The sequence below is a fragment of the Vibrio sp. FF145 genome (genome assembly GCF_041439075.1).
GTDB classification, from domain to species: Bacteria; Pseudomonadota; Gammaproteobacteria; order Enterobacterales; family Vibrionaceae; genus Vibrio; species Vibrio tasmaniensis_A.
Map to the genome: position 1 here is coordinate 1 of NZ_JBGONH010000030.1, position 24,579 is coordinate 24,579.

General features: G+C 43.5%; 28 protein-coding genes. 20 read left to right on the plus strand and 8 right to left on the minus strand.

Annotation, left to right across the window (positions count from 1 at the left end; genetic code table 11):
- Positions 1-127: 127 nt before the first annotated feature.
- The 5 genes from gltS to ACED42_RS12575 form a co-directional block, all read right to left on the minus strand.
- Positions 128-1,354, minus strand: a complete 1,227-nt coding sequence (gene gltS / locus ACED42_RS12555; protein WP_004732723.1) for a sodium/glutamate symporter — start codon at positions 1,352-1,354, stop codon at positions 128-130.
- 316 nt (positions 1,355-1,670) lie between these two features.
- Complete coding sequence (locus ACED42_RS12560; protein ID WP_004732722.1) at positions 1,671-2,027, minus strand: YibL family ribosome-associated protein; 357 nt, start codon at positions 2,025-2,027, stop codon at positions 1,671-1,673.
- Between the two features lie 187 nt (positions 2,028-2,214).
- A complete protein-coding gene (locus ACED42_RS12565) occupies positions 2,215-4,179 on the minus strand; it encodes an acyltransferase family protein (RefSeq protein ID WP_371702760.1) in 1,965 nt (654 codons plus the stop codon).
- Between the two features lie 77 nt (positions 4,180-4,256).
- On the minus strand, positions 4,257-5,438 hold the full coding sequence (locus ACED42_RS12570) for an O-antigen ligase family protein (protein ID WP_371702762.1): 1,182 nt from the start codon (positions 5,436-5,438) through the stop codon (positions 4,257-4,259).
- 259 nt (positions 5,439-5,697) lie between these two features.
- The gene (locus ACED42_RS12575; RefSeq protein ID WP_017070218.1) at positions 5,698-6,084 is read right to left on the minus strand and encodes a tautomerase family protein; all 387 of its coding nucleotides are present in this window, start codon (positions 6,082-6,084) and stop codon (positions 5,698-5,700) included.
- Positions 6,085-6,380: 296 nt separating this feature from the next.
- Here ACED42_RS12575 and ACED42_RS12580 point away from each other — a divergent pair, with 296 nt between their 5' ends.
- The 15 genes from ACED42_RS12580 to ACED42_RS12650 all read left to right on the plus strand — a co-directional run bounded on the left by ACED42_RS12580 (position 6,381) and on the right by ACED42_RS12650 (position 18,222).
- Entirely contained in the window at positions 6,381-7,001 is a 621-nt protein-coding gene (locus ACED42_RS12580) for an LON peptidase substrate-binding domain-containing protein (protein ID WP_371702764.1), read from the plus strand.
- Positions 7,002-7,111: 110 nt separating this feature from the next.
- Positions 7,112-7,759 carry a sigma-70 family RNA polymerase sigma factor gene (locus tag ACED42_RS12585; RefSeq protein ID WP_009846090.1) on the plus strand — a complete coding sequence of 216 codons (648 nt, stop codon included), beginning with the start codon at positions 7,112-7,114 and terminating at the stop codon, positions 7,757-7,759.
- Positions 7,752-8,441, plus strand: a complete 690-nt coding sequence (locus ACED42_RS12590) for a ChrR family anti-sigma-E factor (RefSeq protein WP_065111745.1) — start codon at positions 7,752-7,754, stop codon at positions 8,439-8,441. The genes ACED42_RS12585 and ACED42_RS12590 overlap by 8 nt, the downstream gene beginning before the upstream one ends.
- Before the next feature lie 144 nt (positions 8,442-8,585).
- On the plus strand, positions 8,586-9,533 hold the full coding sequence (locus tag ACED42_RS12595) for a YbgA family protein (RefSeq protein ID WP_371702766.1): 948 nt from the start codon (positions 8,586-8,588) through the stop codon (positions 9,531-9,533).
- On the plus strand, positions 9,530-10,975 hold the full coding sequence (phrB, locus tag ACED42_RS12600; RefSeq protein ID WP_371702767.1) for a deoxyribodipyrimidine photo-lyase: 1,446 nt from the start codon (positions 9,530-9,532) through the stop codon (positions 10,973-10,975). Before ACED42_RS12595 ends, phrB begins: the two co-directional genes overlap by 4 nt.
- A 14-nt stretch (positions 10,976-10,989) precedes the next feature.
- Positions 10,990-11,421: a nuclear transport factor 2 family protein gene (locus ACED42_RS12605; RefSeq protein ID WP_371702769.1), complete on the plus strand. Its 432-nt coding sequence runs from the start codon at positions 10,990-10,992 to the stop codon at positions 11,419-11,421.
- Positions 11,421-12,152 carry an SDR family NAD(P)-dependent oxidoreductase gene (locus ACED42_RS12610; RefSeq protein WP_371702770.1) on the plus strand — a complete coding sequence of 244 codons (732 nt, stop codon included), beginning with the start codon at positions 11,421-11,423 and terminating at the stop codon, positions 12,150-12,152. Before ACED42_RS12605 ends, ACED42_RS12610 begins: the two co-directional genes overlap by 1 nt.
- 2 nt (positions 12,153-12,154) lie before the next feature.
- Entirely contained in the window at positions 12,155-13,426 is a 1,272-nt protein-coding gene (locus ACED42_RS12615; protein ID WP_371702771.1) for an NAD(P)/FAD-dependent oxidoreductase, read from the plus strand.
- Entirely contained in the window at positions 13,423-14,229 is an 807-nt protein-coding gene (locus ACED42_RS12620; protein WP_371702772.1) for a DUF1365 domain-containing protein, read from the plus strand. The genes ACED42_RS12615 and ACED42_RS12620 overlap by 4 nt, the downstream gene beginning before the upstream one ends.
- A gap of 118 nt (positions 14,230-14,347) precedes the next feature.
- Positions 14,348-15,628 carry a cyclopropane-fatty-acyl-phospholipid synthase family protein gene (locus ACED42_RS12625; protein WP_102248799.1) on the plus strand — a complete coding sequence of 427 codons (1,281 nt, stop codon included), beginning with the start codon at positions 14,348-14,350 and terminating at the stop codon, positions 15,626-15,628.
- Complete coding sequence (locus ACED42_RS12630) at positions 15,606-16,127, plus strand: DUF2878 domain-containing protein (protein WP_371702773.1); 522 nt, start codon at positions 15,606-15,608, stop codon at positions 16,125-16,127. Before ACED42_RS12625 ends, ACED42_RS12630 begins: the two co-directional genes overlap by 23 nt.
- A 3-nt stretch (positions 16,128-16,130) precedes the next feature.
- On the plus strand, positions 16,131-16,718 hold the full coding sequence (locus ACED42_RS12635; RefSeq protein WP_371702775.1) for a chalcone isomerase family protein: 588 nt from the start codon (positions 16,131-16,133) through the stop codon (positions 16,716-16,718).
- A complete protein-coding gene (locus ACED42_RS12640; protein ID WP_017100703.1) occupies positions 16,715-17,257 on the plus strand; it encodes a DUF3833 domain-containing protein in 543 nt (180 codons plus the stop codon). The genes ACED42_RS12635 and ACED42_RS12640 overlap by 4 nt, the downstream gene beginning before the upstream one ends.
- 330 nt (positions 17,258-17,587) lie before the next feature.
- Entirely contained in the window at positions 17,588-17,851 is a 264-nt protein-coding gene (locus ACED42_RS12645) for a hypothetical protein (RefSeq protein WP_009846078.1), read from the plus strand.
- Between the two features lie 131 nt (positions 17,852-17,982).
- Positions 17,983-18,222 (plus strand): RNA recognition motif domain-containing protein, encoded by a 240-nt coding sequence (locus ACED42_RS12650; protein WP_371702776.1) that lies wholly within the window; start codon positions 17,983-17,985, stop codon positions 18,220-18,222.
- A gap of 144 nt (positions 18,223-18,366) precedes the next feature.
- Here ACED42_RS12650 and ACED42_RS12655 read toward each other — a convergent pair whose 3' ends face one another.
- From ACED42_RS12655 to ACED42_RS12665, 3 genes are all read right to left on the minus strand, one after another.
- Positions 18,367-18,711 (minus strand): ribosome recycling factor family protein, encoded by a 345-nt coding sequence (locus ACED42_RS12655; protein WP_371702778.1) that lies wholly within the window; start codon positions 18,709-18,711, stop codon positions 18,367-18,369.
- Positions 18,712-18,864: 153 nt separating this feature from the next.
- The gene (locus tag ACED42_RS12660; RefSeq protein ID WP_371702779.1) at positions 18,865-19,332 is read right to left on the minus strand and encodes an OsmC family protein; all 468 of its coding nucleotides are present in this window, start codon (positions 19,330-19,332) and stop codon (positions 18,865-18,867) included.
- A 56-nt stretch (positions 19,333-19,388) separates the two neighbouring features.
- Positions 19,389-19,781, minus strand: a complete 393-nt coding sequence (locus ACED42_RS12665) for a GFA family protein (RefSeq protein WP_017070209.1) — start codon at positions 19,779-19,781, stop codon at positions 19,389-19,391.
- A gap of 238 nt (positions 19,782-20,019) precedes the next feature.
- Between ACED42_RS12665 and nagE the strand changes: the two genes are divergently transcribed.
- The 5 genes from nagE to ACED42_RS12690 all read left to right on the plus strand — a co-directional run bounded on the left by nagE (position 20,020) and on the right by ACED42_RS12690 (position 24,533).
- Positions 20,020-21,498, plus strand: coding sequence for an N-acetylglucosamine-specific PTS transporter subunit IIBC (gene nagE, locus ACED42_RS12670; protein WP_371702780.1), 1,479 nt, complete (start codon positions 20,020-20,022; stop codon positions 21,496-21,498).
- Positions 21,499-21,949: 451 nt separating this feature from the next.
- The gene (locus ACED42_RS12675; RefSeq protein WP_122046522.1) at positions 21,950-22,435 is read left to right on the plus strand and encodes a lecithin retinol acyltransferase family protein; all 486 of its coding nucleotides are present in this window, start codon (positions 21,950-21,952) and stop codon (positions 22,433-22,435) included.
- 144 nt (positions 22,436-22,579) lie between these two features.
- Positions 22,580-23,020 carry a hypothetical protein gene (locus tag ACED42_RS12680; protein ID WP_122046523.1) on the plus strand — a complete coding sequence of 147 codons (441 nt, stop codon included), beginning with the start codon at positions 22,580-22,582 and terminating at the stop codon, positions 23,018-23,020.
- Between the two features lie 461 nt (positions 23,021-23,481).
- Positions 23,482-23,940 (plus strand): GNAT family N-acetyltransferase, encoded by a 459-nt coding sequence (locus ACED42_RS12685; RefSeq protein WP_162924253.1) that lies wholly within the window; start codon positions 23,482-23,484, stop codon positions 23,938-23,940.
- Between the two features lie 41 nt (positions 23,941-23,981).
- Positions 23,982-24,533, plus strand: a complete 552-nt coding sequence (locus ACED42_RS12690; RefSeq protein WP_371702782.1) for a hypothetical protein — start codon at positions 23,982-23,984, stop codon at positions 24,531-24,533.
- Positions 24,534-24,579 lie beyond the last annotated feature (46 nt).

Consider the following 24,579-nt stretch of genomic DNA (forward strand, 5'->3'; position numbering starts at 1 on the left):
CTTACTACCGTTTTTGTTTTAAGTTCCCGCTAATCCGCGATGAACCATAAAAAAGCCAGTCAACAGACTGGCTTTCTTGTGTTCATCTTAGTGCGATGAGCTCATCGCGTTTAAGCAAAGGCGAACATTAACCGATAAACGAGATGTAACCTTGAAGGATAATCAGGTTAACGATATCGATAAAGAAGGCACCAACAATTGGCACCACCATGAAGGCTTGTGGCGATGGACCAAAACGGTTCACCAAAGAGCCCATGTTCATTACCGCTGTTGGTGTTGCACCTAGGCCGAAACCACAGTGACCACCTGCCATAACCGCTGCGTCGTAGTTAGAACCCATTACTTTAAACGTCACAAAGTAAGAGAAGATACCTAACACCACCGCCTGAACCGCAAGGATAACCAAGAACGGAATCGCAAGGTCAAAGATGTTCCAAAGCTTAAGGCTCATTAGCGCCATTGCTAGGAACAGTGACAATGACACCGTACCAAGAATATCGACCGTTTCACTGTCGGTTTTATGCAGCTTAGTCACTTCAAAAACGTTAGTGATGAACACACCGATAAACAACGCGTAAACGAAGTCAGGAATCATCAACCAAGAAATTTCAAAAGTCGCCACCCACTCTTCTAGGTATTTCGCCCCCGAGATACAGATAAGAAGAATGAACAATACTTCAATCACCTTCTTCGCTGTTACTTTGTCTTCTTCATACTCGTTGTAAGTAACAAGCTCAGGAAAACGCTCGTGGGTTTGCGTGCCAGTGCCGTACTCAGATTCAAGCTGGTTTTTATCAATCAGCTTTTGTGCTACTGGGCTACCGATAATACCACCGATAATCAAACCAAACGTCGCTGAAGCCATCGCGATTTCTAGAGTATTGGCAATGCCAAACGTGTCTGAAAAAGTTTGAGACCAAGCTGCGCCCGTGCCGTGACCACCCGAAAGCGTGATAGATCCAGCAATCAAACCCATTAAGGGTTCAAGGCCTAGTGCCGTCGCAAGTGTTACGCCTACACCGTTTTGGATAATGATGTAAACCGAAGCCACCCCTAAGAATAGGAATACCTTAGCACCACCTTTTATCAGCTGCGTGTAGTTAGCCGCAAGGCCGACCGTTGCAAAGAACATCAACATAAACGTGTTCTGCAGGGGCAAGGAAAACTCAAGATCAAGGCCGTTAAAGTGCAGGGCTGTAATAGCAAAAGCGACAATCAAGCCGCCGACAATGGGCTCTGGAATATTGTACTTTTTGAGAACCGGAAGCTTTGCATTGACGAAATGACCTAGAAACAAAACACTAATCGCGATTAGGAAGGATTCTAGTGGTCCAATTGAAATTAATTGATTCATATAACCTCTATTTTTTTACGTTCTCATCTTCCTTAATGAGTCTAGTTTTATCTGTAATTATCTGTGCTGCTCTACCTATATTTATACAAACTGGAGAGAAATTGTAGATTCGAAAAGCGAACACATTACTGCGTTCACTTAGTGCCATGTTAGTGACACGTTAACTTTTATAGGAGATAAAAGGATTTGTGACAACAATCACCTCCAAAAAGTTGATAACGGCGTGAGTATCCTTGCCGCTGACTCTGCTTTTTTAATACCTAAAAAAGCAAAAAGGAGCTATTACTAGCTCCTCTTTCATCACCATCACTGGTAATTAGAATTTTTTCGGTGCGTAACCAGTCATAACCTCAATGCGAAGCTCTTTGCCGATCTTGGTCATTGGGTGAACAATTACGAGCCCTTTTACAGACTTCTTAAGTTTACCCATATCCGCTTGCTCAGCTTTTGTAATCTCACGGCTAAATGGCATATCAACCAAAGACTTACGCTCTTGATTTACATCGAAGCTTTCTTTATGTTTCAACTGAGCAATTTTCTTGGTTAGCTTCTTAATCTCGTCTTCAAATTGACGAACAACAGGACGATCATTACGAGTTTTAGCAGCCGCTAACTTGTTGCGACACTTGTCTAGACGGTTGTTAATTTGTTGAAGTTCGTTTTTAACACTCATAATAATTTCCTAAGATTTAACAAGCCAATTCGGATTGGGGCGCGGAGTATAGCACAAGGGTTCACTTGAACCGAAATTTATCTTAAACATCGCTACCTAAACAAATCATTTAAGACCAACACAATAGCTCCAAACACAGAAACGTCCTTATTCTTTCGTGTAAACAATAAGGGCGAATGAGCATTTCCTACGAAGCTGATTGACCCCATATTTTTTCGCGAAATTGAGGAATAAGTTGGCTAGCACCAAATTCATTCAGGTGATCGTCATCAACGTATGTTGGGTGATTGTTGATATCCCCTTGGCACTGCTGATCATCACAAAATATCGGTTCAGGGTCTATAAGAGTAACTCGACAGTTTTGGCTGATTTTTTCATAAGATTTCGTAATCAATGCGGTTCTTTGTCGGTACTCTTCAAGAGGAATAGAAACCGAAATATCAGATTGATTTAGAATCGAATACTTATACATAGTTTTAGGTACATCTTTCTTAAGCTCAGGGATTGGCTTGACCAAATAAACAGGGTTAGATTGACTAAGCTCGCACATGGTCTTTTCAAAACTGGATAAGATTGAGTTCAGGTACTCTTCCGATCTGGTCCGAAACCTTTTCTCTCCTGCGATTAAAGTGATCTTTTCTTGCTCGTTTTGCCATCCATCTTCATTCGAACCATATAGATAGCCCCCCATTCTGTTAATGACAACAACAGGAACGTTAGGGTAGTTGGTTTTCGCTTTTATTAGCGATGCTGAGACAAAATCCCCACACTCTTCTGATAACTCACCACTTGAAAGCACTCTTTTGATACCTGAAATCGTCGGACATGCGCTTCTCGTCCAGTCGATGACCGATGTATCGTTAGGTGCTGACGCTTCAACACTTCTCGCTATCGATGCGCCATGGCTATCGCCTAAAACAATAGCGGATACGGGTCCTGATCCATACTGACACTCAGGAGATGGTCCAAATTCGACGTGGCACTCTCCGCTTCGTGGATTCCGTTCATAGACACTTTGTGCAATGACTAGCTGTGTTTTATCCAGGCGCCAAAGTAACCCTTCACTTTCATAAATAACCTGCCCTATCAAGGCAATAAAGGAAGCAAGAACTAGAGGGTAATAGTTCAAAAAGAACTTACCGCCTTTGCGTGTCTCCTTAGGTCGGTAACTTTCAATGAACTTAAATGAAAGGAGCCCCATCAATACCGAAACCATTACTCCGATTATATTGTGGGTAATAGTGTTATTTGTGAGGTTTTTAATGAAAACATTAATAGGCCAATGCCAGAGATAAATTGAGTAGGAACATAACCCAACCCCTTGTATCAGCCGTGATTTATGAAAGGTAAAATTGAGGTCCAAATTCAAAAGCAGAATTATCGCGGTAGCAATGACCGGAATAAGCGTCACATGACTCGGCCAAAGTGTGCTGCTGTCTATCAAGAAAGGGGAAATAAACAGTGAGGCAATAGCGACTAACAGCAATAACTGAACATTGGATTTTTTTAATTCAATGGGCTCTCTTTTCAAAGCAACCACCGAACCTACGAGCAGTTCCCATGCGCGAGACGGTAATGTGTAATAAGAAGCCGAGCTCCCTAAATACGTATAGTTATAAGCTAGACTTCCTATTAGAGTCGTTCCAATAGCAACGGCTGCACCTTTAGCTCCGAATAACTTGTAGGTCGCCATTAAAACAAGAGGATATAATACATAGAATTGCCATTCTACGGATAAAGACCAAGTGTGAAGTAACCACTTGCTTTGCGCGGCCACATCAAAGTATCCCGACTCTTTTAAATAGGTATGGTTAGAAACAAACCCCACACTGGTGAGAATATGCTTACCTAGTTTTCTTAACGCCCAAGGGTCTAGGTAAATAATGCCAACGAGTAACACAACAAGGCACATGACCGCTAGCGCAGGAATAATGCGCTTTGCCCTCGCTAAGTAAAAGCCCTTTAATGAGATGGTATTAGTTTCCAAACTCGACATGATAATTTTTGTCATCAGGAAACCTGAAATAACAAAAAATACATCCACACCTAAGAAGCCGCCAGTGATAAAATCCGGGAAAAAATGGAAAATGACGACGATTGAGACAGCCAATGCACGTAATGCATTAATGTCACACCTAAAATGACTACTCATTATTTATTCACTTAAAACTTATTTATCAATAAATGCACTAAAACTACCCACAATGAAATGAGCGTAATATGCTAGCTTCATTGCGCTTCTGTTCTCACTTGCAGTTTTAGTAGTACTCCAATAAACACAAAGTACATCACAGCTAAATCACCATTCCTGAAAGGTGAATCGAATAGACACAGGAAAGAAAAATAAACGACCGGTAACAATACAATAGGCGATAGCTTGTATCTTGAATTAAACAAAGGGTACATCAAACTAAGCATGAAAAGGGCAATGCCTACCAAGCCAGATGACGCTGCTTTATCAATATAATTATTATGAAGGTGTGCATTGACAATAAGGTGCTTACCGGAATTTGTTGGGGTAAATGATAGTGTATCTAATTGTGCCTCTTTATCTCCCCCGATACCGAACAAGGGGCTATCTACAAAAAAATCGATGCCAGCTTGATACAATTGTAATCTCTGACCAATCGACGTATCCATGTTGCCTTGCAATATCTGATGGTACTCATACAAGCTATAGTCAATACGTTCACTTACCACGTCATATTTCGACATCAAAAAAACAGAAAAAACAACCATGGCAATAACACCAAATAGTACCTTGTACTGGCGATGTTGTAGCATCATTTTAATTAGAACAACTAAACCAATAATAATAACAGCTAGTAGAGGTCCTCTTGAGCCTACCAAAAACATGGATAAAAAACCTATAAATGCCAAGATAGCCATTGTTTTGGGCCTTTTCCCTTCATACGAAATACAACCAAGTGCGAGTAACAAAACAACAGCGAAGCCCTGTATTGAAGCAAAAATTAGAGCATTAGACGTCAAGCTCTCCCGATCCCCAGAGAGAAAAAAGATATAGTAAGCAACAAGGACAGTTGTACTGACAACAGAAGTGAAACATAAGTTCTGTATATCTGATAACTTAACAAAGCCATTTCGATAAAAAAGGAAAAACACCAAGCCAATCAAAGTTGCCCTCAGCTCTTGACTGCTGAAACCATGCAACTCATAAGAGGCAACAGCAAAAACAGAGAGCAAGAGCAGTATCCATATCCAGCTATCTTCAAACCAGTCATGCTTCTCCTTGTTTTTTCGGTACAAAAGAGCACAACAGGCCGCAATAAATAAAGTGATACCCGCAAGAGGCTTACTCCCCTGACCTAACCACACCTGAACGGTAACAATCCAAAACAAAGGCAGTGTAATGAGTATCTTTTGAATTAAATTCGTGTTGATTCTAACCATAACTAATCTAAAAATGCTGAAAAGAGTTGCACTCTAAAACAAACTTGCCACTGTCGCAAACGAACTGTAGTGACATACAGCGGAAAACAAAGAAACTCGTCCCTTTAGGGCATTGTCCATGAATCATTTACCTATAATTCATATGTCCAAACTCAGCCCATCTAACGGCTTTGGCATCAAACTCCAAAACCACGACTAGATAGGTTAGCTTAAGTCCTCTGTCTTACGTATTAGGAGTTAGGAGTTAGGAGCTTAAACCCTAGACCTTTACTTTATATTTAAGATCTTGGGCTTCATCGCCAGTCATGCCTCGAAAGCCCCAGCAATGCGATGGCTGTTCCTTAATGGTAATCTCGATATCAATGGGAGAGATGGCCAGCTGCTTTTCTATTTCAGAAAATATCTTCTTAATCAGGCGCTTTTTGGTGTTCACCGCTCGCCCTTCCATCATATTGATTTCTATGACGGTATAAGCTTCTGTTCGCCCTTCGGGATAAAAGAAATCATCTCTTTCTAATGGTACAAACCGATGCGCTCGTTTGTCATCAGGTAACCCCATCTCACTGTTCAAACATTGTTGTAAGACATTAGAAAGCTGTAACTTAATCGGATTTAAGCACTCTTTGATACCATAAATAACGATCATGACCATTCCTTTGATGTGATGTCAGGTAAAGAAGAACTAAGAGATAAGCATGTCGCTTGTTATCTACCCATTGACTAATTCTTAACCCATATTACCTAATGCCGTAAGTTAAAAAAGGTTAAACCGATTAAATTGCGAATAAACGCGACAAAAAACCATGTCTCCCTCTCTCTAACTTCCTGTTCAATACATCACCCCACATTGATCGAACTTCAACGAGCACGCGTATACATCTCTGAATTACGTACGAATCAAATCCGTACAGACTCAATCATGTATGAACTAAGGAGTGCTATGTGCCGAATTCAGCTGAGAAGATCACACGGATAGAAACCGAATCAGAATCACCCGTACAGACTTCTCAAGAGCTTGCGGTGTTTCCTCTCCCGTTATTCATTTTGCCAAGGGGCAGACAAAGACTGCGTATTTTCGAACCCAAGTATTTGAAAATGGTCGCTCATGCTGCGCAAGGAGACGGCTTCATCATTGCGACTCAGGACGACACCAACTCCGAACGTCTGAGTTCTTGGGGGACAAAAGTCTCTATTGTTGATTTCAATATGTCCGATGACCAAATTCTGGAAATCGATGTTGAAGGCGAACAGTTGGTGAAGCTTCACTCCTCCTTCCGCGACACTGATGACCTAATCAAAAGTGATTTCCGCCCTTTACCTCACTGGCCACAACACAGCTATAAGGTTCCTAACGTGGTGACTGCGTTTCTCGTCGAATTGTTTCGAGAACACGATTCAATCAGAGCACTTTACCCCACGCCTGACTTTGAAAGCCCTCAATGGATCTGTGCTCGACTCCTCGAAATGATGCCTATCCCATTGGAAAAGAAAACCAAATTCACAGAACCCGCTAGTTTTCCGTCTTTAGTTCCCTTTTTGAATCAAATCATTACAGGGCAATAAGCACTTTTATTCACTATAATTTTGTATAGTAGAAATTAATTTAAAATAAAGTGATCCCCATCTTCACTCTCCACGTAGTGTCTATCAAATTCGCATGATGGTTGATTACTATGCAAGTGGAAAGCAGAAGAACAGGGAACGGCAAGGAGCATGTCATTATCCCCGACAACAAACTACCTACCGAAAGTAAGGTACCTACAGAGCTCTCAAGCTGGCTGATTTTGGTTGGTTCAGACAGAGATAAGCAGGCATTTACTTGCTTGTTTAAATTCTTTGCTCCCAAAATCAAGCGTTTTGGCATCAGTAAGTTGGGCGGTGAAGCCGCTGCCAACGAGCTAGTCCAAGACACGATGACCAACGTTTGGAAGAAAGCGCATCTCTACAACGAAGAGAAAGGCGCAGCAACCACTTGGGTTTATACCGTTATGCGGAACGCCGCCTTTGATATGTTAAGAAAGGTAAAAGCGAAAGCAGAGCAAACCATCGCTGACGACATTTGGCCAATTGACGCCATGGTAGCCGAATCACAAAGTGATCAGCTTCAGTTTGGCGATCATCTAATGAGCCGTCATGTAATGACTCAAATCGAAAAGTTGCCTCTCGCTCAAAAAACCATTGTGAAAGGTGTCTACTTCCAAGAGTTATCGCAAGAGCAGCTCGCCCAACAACTCGATGTCCCGCTTGGAACTGTTAAATCACGTCTAAGACTCGCACTCGCCAAACTAAAAGTTCACATGGGGGAACAAGACCATGATTAAACATCACCCAAATGCGGCAATCTTGAAAGATTTTGTCGATGGCAATCTAGCGGATTCGGTTTCTCTGATTGTTTCTAGCCATGTAGAGCTTTGTGAACACTGTCAAAAACAAGTAAGCATGTTGACGGCGCAAGCCGCTGACTCAGTCTTTGAAAGCGATACAGCAGGGCTAAAACTGTCTGACAGCGAAATGGATGCGTTCCTATCTGACGATGGGGAGTTCGATTTTGATGCTATTGACCAGATCACAGCTGATTTGTCTCAGGCTGTCGAAGTCGTTGTTGAAGCGCAACAAGAGACTGTGTCTAACACAACATTCACGATCCCTCGCGCACTCAATTCAGTCGCAAGAAAAGACTGGTTGAACTTGGGCAAGATTTCTCGTGCACGCCTCGATTTTGATGACGAATCACACCACACCAGCTTGCTGCACATAGACAAGGATGGACAGGTGCCTTGTCACACTCACAAAGGCTTCGAGATCACGCTTCTTTTAGAAGGCAGCTTCGAGGACGAAATGGGTGTCTATAACAAAGGCGATTTCATCTGGTTAGATGGAGAACACACCCACCAACCTGCGACTAAAGAAGGCTGTGTGTGTTTAACCGTTTCAAGTGATGCCTTGTATTTCACTAAAGGGGTGAGCCAACTGTTCAACCCACTGGGTAAATACATTTATTAGCTTGAAAAGATTTATCGGGTACGTCACAAGACTCATAGAGTTGGCTAGTAAGAGAAGTAAAAACCGAACTAAAGTAATGTTTAATAAGCAACAAAACACACAATATAAGAATAACAACGAGCAATGAGCGTAAGGAATTGACCAATGGATAAAAAAATAAAAATAGGCATTAGTGCATGTGTCGCCGGTCATAAAGTTCGGTTCGATACTGGCCATAAGCGTTCTCGTTTTTGCACAGACGATCTTGCAGACTACGTAGAACTTGAGCCAGTTTGCCCAGAGATGGGCGTAGGACTTCCAACGCCTCGCCCTACGATCCGTCAAACAAGAATGTTAGACGACATCATCCATGTTTCTCGACCTGATGGTTCTGGCGACGTCACCGATGAACTGATCGAGTTTGGGCAAAACTATTCAAAGAATAACCAACACATCGCAGGGTTCATTGTGTGTCAGAAAAGCCCAACCTGTGGCATGGAGCGAGTAAAGGTTTACCACCACCACGGGCGTGGTTCTGAGTCGACAGGTGTTGGCTTGTTTACTCAACAGGTTATACAAGGCAATCCCCTCCTTCCAGTAGAAGAGAATGGTCGCCTCAACGATCCAATTCTGCGTGAAAACTTTATGACTCGTGTTTTCACATATCAAAAGTGGCTCGATCTTGTTGATGAAGGTGTAACCAAACACAAGCTGATTCAATTTCATAGCGCTCACAAGTATTTAGTAATGTGTCACCACATTGAAGGCTATAAGAAACTTGGGAAATTATTAGCAAGCAACGATCTTGAAATCGATGAGTTGGCAAAACAATATATTGAAGGCTTGATGACGGCATTATCTCACCACGCGAACCGTGGTAGCCACGCCAATACTCTGCATCATTTGCAAGGTTACTTTAAGAAACAACTGAGTAGCGCTCACAAACAAGAGCTCACCAATCAGATTTCATCATTCAGAGAAGGGCTGGTTCCTCTGTTAGTTCCACTGACGCTGATTAATCACTATCTGATGGAATACCCAAACGAGTACCTAGAATCACAAGTTTATCTAAACCCACACCCACAAGAACTTAAGCTGAGATACGGATATTGAGCGACATTCTATGGATAAGACGAGACCTGAGGATTCACGATAACCCAGCGCTCGTCTCTGCAGTTGAAAACGGCGTATCTATCGCCGTTTTTATTTCAACCCCGCAGCAATGGCAACAACATCACCTTGCACCGATAAAAGCGGACTTCATTTATCGCCACCTGAAACAGTTCGAATCACAACTCGCTGAATTCGGTATCACTCTGCTACACCTCAAAGCTACGGATTTTAACGACCAAGCCACTCAACTCATCAACTTGTGCAATCAGGTCGATGCGACATGTGTGTATGCCAATTCAGAGCCTGAAGTGGATGAGCAGTTAAGAGACAAACACTTAATCGCAAGCGGCATCAAACTGAAAATAACCGACTGCGATACGATTCTGCCATTAGGTAGCGTACTGAATAAACAAGGTGAGATGTTCAAGGTTTTCACACCTTTCAAAAACGCATGGTTAAAAGAAGTGCAAGCGAAAGGCATTATTTGCAGCCCAACTCCAGTGCATTCAACAGGATCAGCGCAAGCAGGTTCATCTGAAACGGATTCGCTTCAGAATCCATCACAACTGAAACAATCGTTAAGTGGTTTTTCTGGCGAGTACGATTTCGACTTTCCGCGTACCGATTCAGAGCGTTGGCCACTGAGCCAAGACGTCCTTGAGAGCGTGATTCCCAATTTCTTAGCCAATAAAGTTAATGACTATTCTCGCCTTAGAGATATTCCATCGGTAAAAGGCACGTCTGGCCTTTCCCCTTACTTAACCATTGGCGCTGTGAGCCCACGATGGTTAGCGATTCAATTGATTCAACAACAGCCGGACTTGTTATTTGATACTCAGTTGCCAGCCTTTTCTTGGCTCAATGAATTGATTTGGCGAGATTTTTATAAGCATTTGATGTTCCACCATCCTAAACTGGTTAAAGGTGCGAACTTTCAGCAGAAATACAACGGCTTAGATTGGTATCACGACAACCCGAGCTTTAAAGCGTGGTGCGAAGGAAAAACAGGCTACCCATTAGTTGATGCAGCGATGCGTCAATTGGTTGAGACAGGCTGGATGCACAACAGGCTCAGAATGGTGGTAGCAAGCTTCCTAACCAAACACCTGCTGATTGACTGGCGCTGGGGCGAACGCTTCTTTATGTCTCACCTTATCGATGGTGATTTCAGCGCGAATAATGGCGGTTGGCAATGGGCTTCAAGTACTGGCTGTGATGCTCAACCCTACTTTAGAATTTTCAATCCGATCACCCAGAGTGAAAAGTTTGATCCGAAAGGAATTTTTATTCGTAAGTACATACCAGAGCTGCAAAATATCCCAGATAAACATGTGCATTTCCCACATGACTTTATCACTAAAAACGGAATAGACAGCGAATACTGGCAACCCATCGTTGAGCACAAAGAAGCACGATTGAGAGCCTTAGCCTTCTTCAAATAATTAGAGTGAATATTATGGATAACTCTCTATGGCTTGATAACTTTCTCAACATGTATCGAGAACTCGGAACCGACAATTTCGACGTGCTTAAGACGGTTTATCACCCTGATATTGAATTCCAAGACCCGCTGCATCATGTCAGCGGTATTTCGGCGCTTACGCACTACTTCGAGAACCTCTACACCCAGGTAACGAGCTGTTACTTTCATATCGAACACACTTTCGAAGTGAACGACGAAGCTTCGGTGTATTGGACGATGCAATTTTCTCATAAGCAGCTGAACGGTCAAAAGCCAATCGAAGTACAAGGACACAGCCACCTTAAGATGCTCGACGGTCAAGTGGTCTATCACAGAGACTATCTTGATGTCGGCTCTATGTTGTACGAACACATTCCAGTTCTGGGCTGCGCGATCAAATCCATCAAAAAAAGAGCGAGCCGATAATGCGTATTATGATCACAGGCGCGACCTCAGGTATCGGCCAATCACTCGCTAAAGATTACGCTGAGCAAGGGCATCAGGTGATTGCTTGTGGCCGTAACCCAGACAAACTGCAAGCCTTAGTTGATTCTCATGAGACAGACATCGCGCATTCATCCATTACGCCGCTCTGTTTCGATCTGACCGATTACCACAACTTCCCAGAGCTCGACCAAGACAAGCCGCTCGATCTGCTGATTTTAAATGCGGGTGATTGTGAATACATCAACGACCCAGTGAATTTTGATGCTGAGCTTTTCGAGCGCGTCATCAACATCAATCTCATTTCAATTGGCTACGCCCTTAAAGCCTGGTTAAAAAACATTAAGCCGGGCGGCCGTTTGGTTTTAGTAAGCTCCAGCGCCAGCTTTTTACCTTTGCCAAGAGCCGAGGCTTATGGCGCTTCAAAGGCAGCCCTCACCTACTTAGGTAGAACACTCTCAGTTGATCTCGCCGAGCACAACATTCATGTCTCAATTGTGCACCCAGGCTTTGTTGAAACACCATTAACCGAGCGAAATACGTTCTCTATGCCTATGATTATTAGTAGTGAGGCCGCAACTCAGCGAATCGTAAATGGTATCGCTCAAGGAAAGAGTGAGATCGATTTCCCAAGACGATTCATCATGTTGATGAAGCTACTAAGAATGCTTCCAACTCCAGTTTGGCAAAAACTCGCTTCAAGGATGGTATAACAATGAAGAAAATCGCCATTATTGGTTCAGGTATCTCTGGACTCACTTGCGCGCATATATTAGATAAGCACCACGACGTAACAGTATTCGAAAAGAACGATTACGTTGGTGGCCACACCGCTACCGTTGATATTGAACATCAAGGCTCGGCGTTTTCGATAGATACAGGTTTCATCGTATTCAACGATCGAACCTACCCGAATTTCAATCAGCTTCTAGAACAACTCGGCGTCGAAAGGCAACCTACCGAGATGAGCTTCAGCGTCCACAACACCACTACCAAGTTTGAATACAACGGCCACAGCATTAATTCGTTATTCGCGCAGAGAAGTAACATCTTCAAACCTCAGTTCTGGTCTTTAGTGTCTGACATTCTCAAGTTCAACAAACTGTGTAAGGCTCAGTTTGAAAGCAATGAATTCACACCAGACGTTACCCTCGGCAGCTTCCTACGTGATAATCAATTTTCCGACTTTTTCAGTCAGCACTATATTCTACCGATGGGCGCGGCTATTTGGTCGACAAGCTTGGAAGAGATGGAAGAGTTTGAGCTGAAGTTCTTCATCCAGTTTTTCTACAACCACGGATTGCTCGATATCGCGAACCGTCCTCAGTGGTATGTGATTCCAAAAGGATCGCGTTCTTATGTTGAAATCATCCTTTCACGCTTAAACAAACCCGTTGCACTGAATACATCGATTAAACAAGTGACTCGCCAAGAAACGGGCATCACGATTGAATTTGAAGATGGCAGCACACAAGGTTTCGACGAAGTAATCTTTGCTTGTCACTCAGACCAAGCCTTACGTCTGCTTGGTGATGCAACAGAACAAGAGCAACAGGTACTGGGCGAGATCCCATATAGCCGCAATGAAGTGGTTCTGCACACCGATACCCGATTGTTACCAGACAGAAAGCTTGCATGGGCAAGTTGGAACTACATGTTGGATGGCGACAGTCAGCGGCCTGCCTGTGTGACATACAACATGAACATTCTGCAAGGCATCGAAAGCCAGGACACCTTCTGTGTCACCTTGAATCAGAGCGAAGCCATCGACCCAGAAAAAATCATTCGCAGCTTTGTTTATCATCACCCGGTACTTAACTCGAACACAGTAGAGGCTCAACACAAGCGCGAACAGATCTGTGGCAAAAACCAGACTCACTTCGCCGGCGCATACTGGTACAACGGCTTCCATGAAGACGGTGTCCACAGTGCACTCGATGTGACCAAACGCTTCGGTTTAGATTTGAGTACGAGTTCAGCGCTATGAACAGTCAAACCCTGACATCCGAAATGGAGATCGCATCCGAAAAGAGTGAAGAGCTCAGCGGGATCTATTGGGGCAACATCAGACACCGCCGCTTTGGCGACATCACTCATGAGTTCAGCTATCAGCTGTATATGATGGGGTTAGATCTCGATGAACTGCCCCAAACCACAGCGCGCAGTGCGCTGTTCGGAACTCGATGGTACAACCCGATTCGCTTCGTCGAATCGGATTATCTCGCTGAAAAAAAAGAAAATGCCACCACGGATGAACCAAAATCACTTAAACAACGTATAGCTTCCAAAGTACAAAAACTTGGTGGGGTTTGGTCTGATTCAAACCGTGTGACGATGCTGGCTCAGTGCCGCTGTTTAGGTATCTATTTCAGCCCAATCAACTGTTTCTTCTGTTACGACGAAACAGGAGATTGTAAGTACATGTTGGCTGAAGTGAGTAACACGCCTTGGCGAGAAAGACACTACTACCTGATCGACATGCACCAAGAATTAAAGGTTAAGAAAGAGTTTCACGTTTCGCCGTTCATGGATTTGAATATGACTTATTTTTGGAAGATTAAGCCACCAGCGAAACGCACCTTGGTCCACATTGAAAGCCGCCGAGACGACAAGCTTTTCGATGCGACACTGGCCTTGACGAAACAGTCAGTAACCAAGACAAACATTAGACGAACGGTATTCAAGATTCCGGCAATGACGATTAAAGTCGTGATGGGCATTTATTATCAGGCTCTCAAATTATTCCTGAAAAAAGTACCGTTTGTGGGGCATCCAGACTCAACATCTTAAGTGTCTTCACAGCAACTAAATAATAGAACTCGACCCAAGCTTGGGTTCGCTCCAACTAAGGGGCACAACCCAGCTTAGTTGGCACAAAATATTAGAATGAGTTATCAGCGAGGTTTACATGGAACAGCTTGCCAAACAAAACAACAACATTGAACAACAAGCTAAAGCCGTTGCTGTTTCAAGCAACTGTAAATATCGAGCTTTAATCTTTAAGGTTCTAGAAAGCCTGCAATTCGCGACGCTTGAGATTATTGAGCGCGACCAGCATTCGGTGTTCGGCGATCGAGAAGCAGACTTGAAAGGTAGAATCGTGATTCACGATGCAACCTTTTTTAGAGATGTCGTGATTGACGGCAGTATTGGCGCATCTGAGGCCTACATTGATGGAAAATGGACAAGCCCAGATCTCACCAAAGTGATTCAAATCATGGCTCGAAATCAATCTCAACTCGACGAGCTTGACGATAAAACGCAATGGATTTCTCGCATCAAAAACCTATTGTTGCGTCGTAAGAATGCCAATACCGAGCAAGGCTCTAAACGTAATATTCTTGCGCACTACGACATTGGCAATGAGTTGTATGAACGCTTCTTAGACAGCTCGATGCAATACTCTTCCGCTATCTACAGCGGAGAAGCAGAAACTCTATCCAAAGCTCAGCAAAACAAAATGAAAACCATCTGTGAGCGATTAGAGTTGTCAGAGAAAGACAGCGTGGTCGAGATAGGTACCGGCTGGGGTGGCTTAGCGATATTCATGGCGCAACACTACGGATGCCATGTCACCACAACCACAATCTCAGATGCCCAACACGCGCTTGCAGAACAGAGAGTAAAAGCGCTTGGCTTAACCGACAAAATCACCCTGCTTAAAGAGGACTATCGCAACCTCACTGGTGAGTATGACAAGTTGGTCTCTATCGAGATGATTGAGGCGGTCGGACATGAATATCTACAGACCTTCTTTGAGAAATGTTCTTCACTGTTGAAACCATCAGGCAAAATGCTGATTCAAGCGATCACTATTGCCGACAGTCGTTACGACAAATATCGCAAAGGCGTCGACTTTATTCAGAAGTACATTTTCCCGGGCGGTTGCCTACCTTCGGTCTCAGTGATGACCCAACACCTCGCGACCAGTACAGACCTTGTTGTCCAAGAAATTGATGACATTGGCCTGCACTACGCTCGAACGCTTAATGATTGGAATGTTGCCTTTGAAAACAGTTGGGAAGAGTTAGAGTCTCTCGGCTATTCAGAAGAGTTTAAGCGCTTGTGGATCTTCTACTTCTGCTACTGTGAAGGTGCATTCAAAGAGCGCGTGATCAGTACTCATCACTTAGTTGCTAGAAAACCTCGTTACTTTGGAGCAAAAGATGAAACGGTTTTGGATTATTAATCTCGTTCTGTTTCAAGCGACCTGGGTTTGCAGCGCGTTCTTTACCGCGCAAGCCCCGTTCGTGGCGCCACTGATTGTGGCTGTTCACTTCCTTCTCTCCCCTACTCGCAGTAGCGATCTGAAAATACTCATTTTATTACCATTGGGGCTGTTGCTTGATAGCCTCTCACTTCACTTCGGCGTGTTTGCCGTCGACTCTGAAATTGCAAATCAATCTTGGTTCCCAGTGTGGCTAGTTTGCCTGTGGATCATGTTTTTAATCAGTTTTAACCACAGCCTAAATTGGCTTTTAAAATGCTCGAAAGTGATCTTGTTTGTCATAGGGTTCGTAGCAGGTACTAGTAGTTATTGGGGAGGCATCAAAGCAGGCGCCCTTCTGACTACTTGGCCAGACGCATCGGTGTTAGCTGCCCTTGCAATAAGTTGGGGGATTTTGTTGCCCTTACTGGTGGCCGCTTACTCCAGCTTAGTACAACCCAAAATGGCAACAACGAGGTGACTTATGGCTTTTCCACGCAACCCTACGCAAGCGTTCAAATCTGAGAGCGATAATAGTCGCGTTCGCACTCAAACAAGCGAGCAATCAAGAAATCGACTCTTTAGCTTAGTCACCTTAACCCTTATTTGCGCGGCACTCCTGTTAACCGGAAATGCGAAAGCTTCCGCTGTAGATAATCTAAGCAAACGCGGCCAAGGTGAGATGAGCTACCTGTTTTGGACACTCTACTCCGCTGAATTCTACGCGACCCCAACCAATTCCGAGCGCGCTTTAAAGCTTGAATATTACCGCGCAATTGATAGCAAAGACCTCGTTGAAGCCACCCAAGACCAATGGAGCAAACTTGGTTACTCCAACAACAATATCCAACGTTGGTTGAAACCTCTATACGAGATGTGGCCTAACGTAGAAGCAGGAAGCACACTCACTATCCGCGTAACCGAAGACAACGTGAGTCGTTTTTATTTCGATGAGCAGCCTATCGGTATCATTCAAGACAAGCAGTTTGGTGACGCTTTCTTAGCGATTTGGTTATCTGAAAACACCTCTGAGCCCGGCCTACGCAAACAACTTTTAGGTTTAAATAAATGAGTCCAAAAACAAAAATAATCAAACTCGCCCTGACAATATTGTCGCTCGCTTGGCTAACAGGTTGTGGCTCTGCAAGTTTAGAGAACCACGCAGACACGACCCCAGAGCTAAAGCTGGAAACCTTCTTTGACGGTGAATTGATGGCCTACGGCATCGTGCTTGACCGCTCTGGTAACTTACTGCGCCGCTTTGATGCCAAGCTCATCGCTACTTGGGATGGAGACAACGGAGAAATCAAAGAGTGGTTCTCCTTTGCTGATGGCGAGCGTTCAACCCGCGTTTGGAACCTCATCAAAACCGGTGACAACACCTACACAGGCACCGCCAACGATGTCGTGGGCACGGCATATGGAGAGACCCAAGGTTCAGCGCTTTACTGGAAATACGATTTGGAAATCGAAGTAGACGGTAGCACTTATGAAGTAGTGCTCGATGATTGGATGTTCTTGATGGACGACAAACGCCTGTTCAACAAAACCGAGATGTCTAAGTTCGGCTTTAAAGTCGGTGAAGTGATTTTGTATATCGAAAAACTTTAATTAACTGGCGTTTCTGATTCTCAGTTCCATCAGCGATAGCCTCTACCCCAAAAGACAATCTCAGCCCACCATATAATCACAGCCCTTGAACAACCTCAGCCCACAATGCAATCCCAACCCACAACAGAAAATTGTGGGTTGTTCTGTTTAATCCCTCGAATAGCATACCTGTATGCTCAAGCCTTTGTGCTAAGATGCGCCACCAGCATACAAATGGGCTAAACTCAGTTGAGCGGATGTGATACACAGTTCCACCAATTATGAGCACTTCCCCATTGGTTTCGCTAAGCGTAGATTCCCTACCATGAATAATTGAAAAGGCTTTAAAGCATGAGCAAGTTGACCTCAGCGGAGCGTAAAGCTCGCGACAATGAACGTTTCTCACAACGTGTAAACGACCGCAGAGAAAAAGGCGAAGACGTAGTTGCTTACGCACTGACCAACAAAAAAGCTGTAAAATTCCTGACTAAGTCAGAGAAAAAACGTTTCAACGAAACAAGAGCAACTCTTCAAGAAGAGAAGCGAGCAAAAGAACAAGAAGAGCTTAACCGAATCGAAGACGCGTTCACGACCAAACAGTTCGACGACGAATAATCACTTATGATTACTCAAAAGCGCTGGCTGTGCGTAATAAAACCAAGCAAGCGTGATCTCAAATTATTATGTCAGGGTGGGCACAAAAATGTGCGACAATGCTCGGCGTAAATTCATATTCAAGGTTTATTATGAAACTTCTAGTTCGTAACCTATCGCGCTCTACATCTGAGCAAGACATCCGTGTGCTATTTTCTGAGTTCGGCTCAGTAAAAGAGTGCAGCCTAGTGTTAGACCAAGATACTGGTGAATCTAAAGGCTTTGCTTTTGTTGAAATGCCAGAGCACGAAGAAGCTAAAGCCGCACTAAACAAGCTGAACTTGTCAAAGCTTGGCAAAAACACGATTCGTGTAAAAGTGGCTAACTCTTAATCGAGTCAATGCTTTATAAGCCACGTTGCTTAGCTTAACAGCAGCACAGATGATAAAGCCCGTAACTATATGACGTTTTCCAACGCAATATCGTTACGGGCTTTTTGCTGCTCGCGATTCTCTTTTCACACGGTTGGAATGTGACTACAGTCCTTCATGTTCATCAATAGCACGCCTTGCTTCTGCCATTGAACATCCAGATTCCATCACCAGTTGAGCGACGGTCATTGAAGGTGTCGCGGCTAACAGCGATGCCAAACACACCACAGGTTTCGGCAGTACTTTGTCAATTGCGATTGCTATCCAACCATCTTTTTCGTGGGTTAACATCGCTTTAAATTCAATGAGTTGATGCTCTTGAGCAACCAACAACCAATTACGCGAACGACGAACTCGTTTCAACTGACATCCACATTCCGCAGCATTCGCCATCACTTGGCTTTTATCACTCACACGGTGTACAAAACTATTCAATGGGACGCTAAACATAACTCTTTTCCAACCAATATCTACCCATCATTCAAGCGCTCTTAGTAACCATTCAGAACTCTCTATCTACAATACACAAAATCACGCTTAGAATCACACAGCGTTTACGAAACTACCAGATCCTGTTTTTGCTCACAAAGAATAAACTGCAGGTTACCCAATAGTCTCTACCACAATATCTGTTTTTACCGAGTTGGCGATAAAACAGTTTTTGTGCGCTAAATGATGCAGCTTCTCGAGTTGTTTGACCGTTGGCTTCTTAGTACCGGAGAACACAATGTCAGGTCGCAGAGTCACCTTAGTGACCGATGAGCAGCCTGATTCATCTTCTTCCAACACACCAACAGCATCATCCACATAAGAGTCGATTACATACTTCTGCTTTGCAGCAATGCCCAAAAACGTCAGCATATGGCAGCTAGACAGTGCCGCAATAAAGGCTTCTTCTGGATCAACGTTGGCCTCAACTGAAAACGGCAGTGGCACTACATGAGGAGAAGACGAAGCAGGCACAGTGACACCACCATCAAACTCCCACGTATGACCGCGACTGTATTGGTTATCACTAAAGGCTTCATCGTCACCACGAGCCCAACGAATCACCGCACTATATTCAGACATAAACCCTTCCTCTATCCATTAGTTATCAAATAATTGGTTCTCAAACGACAAGTTATTTAGCGATCAGCTGGGTGATTGACACCATCGTTAGTCACCACATCGCCGATATCAAAAGGGTTCACCCCTTCCAAACAACCGATGTTAAAACCATATTCATTTGGGCTTGAACGGCGTTGGTGATGGGTATAGATACCGCAGTTTGAACAGAAGTAATGTTTCGCGGTGTTGGTATTGAATTGATAAAGCTTAAGATGCTCAGCGCCTTTCAAAATCTTAATACCATCCAACGCCACAGAACCCACAATCGCCCCTCTACGACGGCAGATAGAACAATCACAACGGCGCGGCTTTTCTATTCCGTTAGGTAGGCTGAGTTCTAACTCAACTGCACCGCAGTGGCAGGTTGCTTTGTGAAAAGGTTGGATAACCGTGTTACCGACTACTTTCATTTCTCTCTCCATCAAGTCCTTGTATCGAACTATCTTAACGAGAACCATTTACCTTGTCCGTAACCAAGCTTTGAATTTAGCATTTTTAGAACAATCAACTTATCCATAAAATCTTCAATAGTTCTCAGTTTTACAACGACATCGCCCTACATTAATAATCGTTAATCTAAGCACAACCGATCCTTAATCCTTATGCAAGTAAGCTCTCTCTATCAATAAAAATAGAGAGAGAAAAAACGTGAATATACTTGGATACTTACAAAAAATCGGCAAAGCACTGATGGTGCCGATCGCCGTACTGCCTGCTGGTGGTTTGATGCTAGGGCTAGGTTATGCCCTTGACCCATCAGGTTGGGGAGCTAACAGCGCTTTAGCAACCATACTCGTATACGGTGGCAAAGGCATTATGGATAACCAAGCGTGGTTATTCGCGGTTGGTGTCGCTTATGGTTTAGCGAAAGACAATAACGGCGCTGCTGCTCTATCTGGCCTATTAGGTCTGCTCATCGTGGAAATGATCGTGGGTAACGTGAATGTTATCTCACAAATCACCGGTGTCCCTGTCGACCAAATGAGCGCATCTGAACTTATCGCCTCCAATGCAGCGGTAAGTGCATTCACTGGCATCATGATAGGTATTGTCGCCGCCACTCTATATAACCGATTCCACACCATAAAACTGCCTGCTGTTCTTGGGTTCTTTGGCGGCAAGCGTTTCGTTCCAATCATCACATCTCTGGCCGCGATTAGTATCAGCTTAGTCATGGTTTATGTGTGGCCTGTCGTCTACGGAGCACTGGTTGAGTTCGGCATCTCTATTTCTGAGATGGGTGCGACAGGCGCTGGCCTCTATGGTTTCTTTAACCGCTTACTTATTCCTGTTGGCTTGCACCACGCACTTAACCAAGTTTTCCTATTCGATTTAGTGGGCATCAATGACATTTCTAAATTCTGGTCGGGCACCGGTGAACTCGGTGTAACGGGTATTTATCAAGGTGGCTTCTTCCCTGTTATGGGTTATGGCTTACCAGCGGCATGTTTAGCGATGTACCACTGTGCAAAACCAGAAAACAAAAAGAAAGTCGGCGGTATTCTTGGCGCTTCAGCGTTAACCGCTATCTTAACTGGCGTAACAGAACCGATTGAGTTTGCCTTCATGTTCGTGGCACCGGTACTTTATGTTATTCACGCGCTTCTTGCCGCTATGTCGCTATACATTGCTGCTAGCATGCAGTGGATCGCTGGCTTTACCTTCAGTGGCGGTTTGATTGACTTCGTGTTGTCTTACAATCTTCCACTCGCAGTAAAACCTTACATGTTGATACTTCAAGGTATTTTCTTTGCGACGATTTACTACTCAATATTCCGCTTCGCTATCTTAAAATTCGATCTCAAAACACCGGGACGTGAAGATGTGGACGTAGCAGAAGTAAACCAAGTTTCATCGAATGAGAAAGCGGCGCAATACTTAAAAGCGCTAGGTGGACATGCGAATCTAACCAGTATCGATTCATGTATCACAAGACTGCGCTTAACACTTAAAGACATCAGCATTGTTGATGAAGCGACACTGAAAGCGATTGGCGCAATGGGCGTGGTAAAAATTGGGGCTAACAACCTTCAGGTTATTATTGGCACAGAGGCAGAGGAGATCGCTCATGCGATGAGTCAAATCCCTAAAAGCCAAGACCTAACATCGGTCCCACTTCCGAGTTAACCCCTGCATCGCTAAAACACAGCACACGTTGCGATTCACATTAAAGCACTCAGGCCAAAGCGATTCGCTTTGGCTTTTTTGCACTCGCAGCGTAAAGAGATTATGGGAGCGAAAAAGACGGGCTCTTGACGATAGGCATGGATAGGACGAACAACCGCTTTTAAGACGTTGATTAATCGAGAATTCAAAGGCCATTTCGGAGTGATGACATGCCTTACGACAGCGGTATTATGTGCTTGCACGGTCACGGTTTAGTACTTAAACAATAGAACTGCTTTATGTCATAGACATAGCACCCAACTGGCAATAAGCAACAATCTTGATATGTTGAGCGGATGAATTCGTGCCCGCGCGATATTAAAATGTTAGCCCTATTTTTGAACTCCAGCCTTGAATCACCCCAATACGACCTCATGTTCATATATGTTGTGTGAATATAAGGAAGTCAACGATGTATGAACTAGGGCAAGTATTAAAAATTCAATATACAGGTTTTAAGCATTACGGCATTTACGTTGGTAATGATACTGTTATCCATAATTCTAAAACATTCCACCGAGTTGAAGAAATAGAATTAACCTCTTTCGCTGATAATAAAAGTATCCAAATAAGCTCTATAAAACCGGACAATCCAACGTTAGCGGTACAAACAGCGAGAAAGTACTTAGGTATCCCTTACAACCTATTCTCAGAGAACTGTGAGCACTTTGTAAGGACGTCGTGTGGCCTAGAGAAAGAAAGCACTCAAGTACAAAAATATTTAATCTCAGCAATTGGTGTTGGTGCATTACTGAAATCAGACAATTCAGTTGTCCAAGCTGCTGGCGGTGCTGCTGCTCTGGCTTCAATGCTTACCCCAACAGAGCAAAGTCCTGTTAAAAATGTGGCTATAGCTACGTGCCTTGCTGCGGGCATTGCATTCTTAGCATCAAAATAGGACTAACAAGTCTATTAAAACACCACCAACGCTCGGCATTTTAGGTATTAATTGGCTTTGGTGTTTTTGGTGGTCTATCAACATTGTCGTAATGTGTTGTGGCGTATTATGGCGAGCGTTAGCTATTTAAGGAAAAATGATAGTATGAACGAGACGGATGTTAAGAGTCTGCTTATTGGTATTTTAGGGACTGTAATAGTGATGTTTGTTGTTGCAGTATTTAAAAAGTCGAGAGCTAAGAGCCTCAAAGATGACATTGATCTTATCGACTTTGAAATCGAACATCTTGGAAAAATCAGAAAGTCTAGTGTTGAAATGAGCCGCTCGTCTTTCAAAGGAATCTTTGCCATGTTTTTTCTTTTCGGCTTGGCTAACTTAATACCACTTGCATTTGATCTGGCTGGTCTAGGAAACCTTTTACGCATTCCACAAATCGCTTCACTTACTCTTTGGTCTGCGTTTGTCGGCGTCGCATATCGTTGGTGGAAAAGATATGACAACCTTAAAAACTATCAAGAGGCGATTGCTAAACTAGAAAGTAAAAGGCTAGTTAAAGAGGCTAAATTGAAAAAATTGACTACATAGCTAATAAATAAGGAATAGGGTGTTGCGCAGCCAACACTAAATCCCGAGTGTTGAACAAGCCCGAAGCCACTTTATTAAGTAAATTGTACAATTGCATTTGAAGGGCACATCGCTTTGAGGCTTTTCTCAAGGCGAGCGAGGCCAAGATAAGGTTGCGATAGCAATCTTATCAACCAGCTAGTTATTTTTCGTATCTTTCGGCTATGTGGGACGAGTTACTCCGACACGTGGTATCTCATGATAACGACTAGAGTTCATAGGTGGTGAAGCGCCGAACTGCACTAGAATCAGCATCAATTTGTCTCGGGTCGTTCACCTTGCTGCCTCAAGTTGGTAAATGTTGTTTTTAAAGGGTTTGTGGCATTTTAAGTCATGGAGTTACTCCAGTGAGTGACCATTGTTACAAGAGTATGGCTTGTTCTCGTTTTATACAGGTGTTATGTGCTTTGGTGGAAATAAATATGAAAATCACAACGAGTCGTATCGAAACAGAAAGCATTGGGGATAAAGGTATATTCGAAACTTTATTCAGAGAGTATCTATCTGGATTCTCAGTTGAACTAGATCCCTCCGTAATTGCTCAGCTGTTTGCATTGCCTTATTTCCACGGATTCATCAGTTTTGTCGACAACAAGCCTGCCGGTTTTGCGGTTTGTTTTGAGTCGTTCTCAACTTATCGTGCGCAAAGGGTGATGAATATCCATGACTTTATGGTGTCGGATAGCTTTCGTGGTAAAGGTGTTGGCAAGGCGCAACTGAATGGTATCGAACAGTATTGTCGTGATAATGATTACCTAAAAATCACACTAGAGGTCAGTAATGATAATGTTGCAGCTAAAAATCTCTATAGTTCTTTGGACTACGAAGATTACAGGGTAGTTTTGAAAGGTCAGCAACATTGGCAGAAGTACCTCAATTAGCATGCATTTAACTGAGCTTTATCCATAGTTAAAGGAATCAGATGAACAAGATACAAATAGCTTTAGTCATGGTATGCATGATTATCCCCGGTTTCATGTTGGGTGGTGGTTTCAACTCTGCTGAACGAGATACAGTGATTCAAGGTGAAGGTTTACCTTTATTTGAAGTCAAAGTTGCCAGTTCTTTCCCAGTGAAACCTCTGGAGAATTTCAATATTACAACTGATAGCCCAGTTACTAACTTTCGAGTGCCTTTAGCGCTTGAGAACGAAACTAAGCTTAGTTTTCTATCAGACTTCGAAGTTACAATAGATAACGAGTCTGAATTGGTGGGGCGAGTTAAAGTTGAGCGAGCTTTTATTAGTAAGGATGAGTGTATTGCTGCATTAGGTTCCTTAATAGAAAAATTTCAGGAGCACTATCCAGTATTTCAATTTGAGCCTGGCAAGTCGAGCTACTCGAAAATGGTTGGAGATTTGCGAGTTGGTGCTTCATGCTCGGTTTATGAAAAATCCCCATACGTTTCGTTAGAGTACTATTTAGAAAGTAACTCCGTAGTGGATAACATCCTTAAAGCTTTTACGCAAAGATAAAGCTACAATAAGGATTAAGGTGTTGGGCAGCCTACAAACATCCACT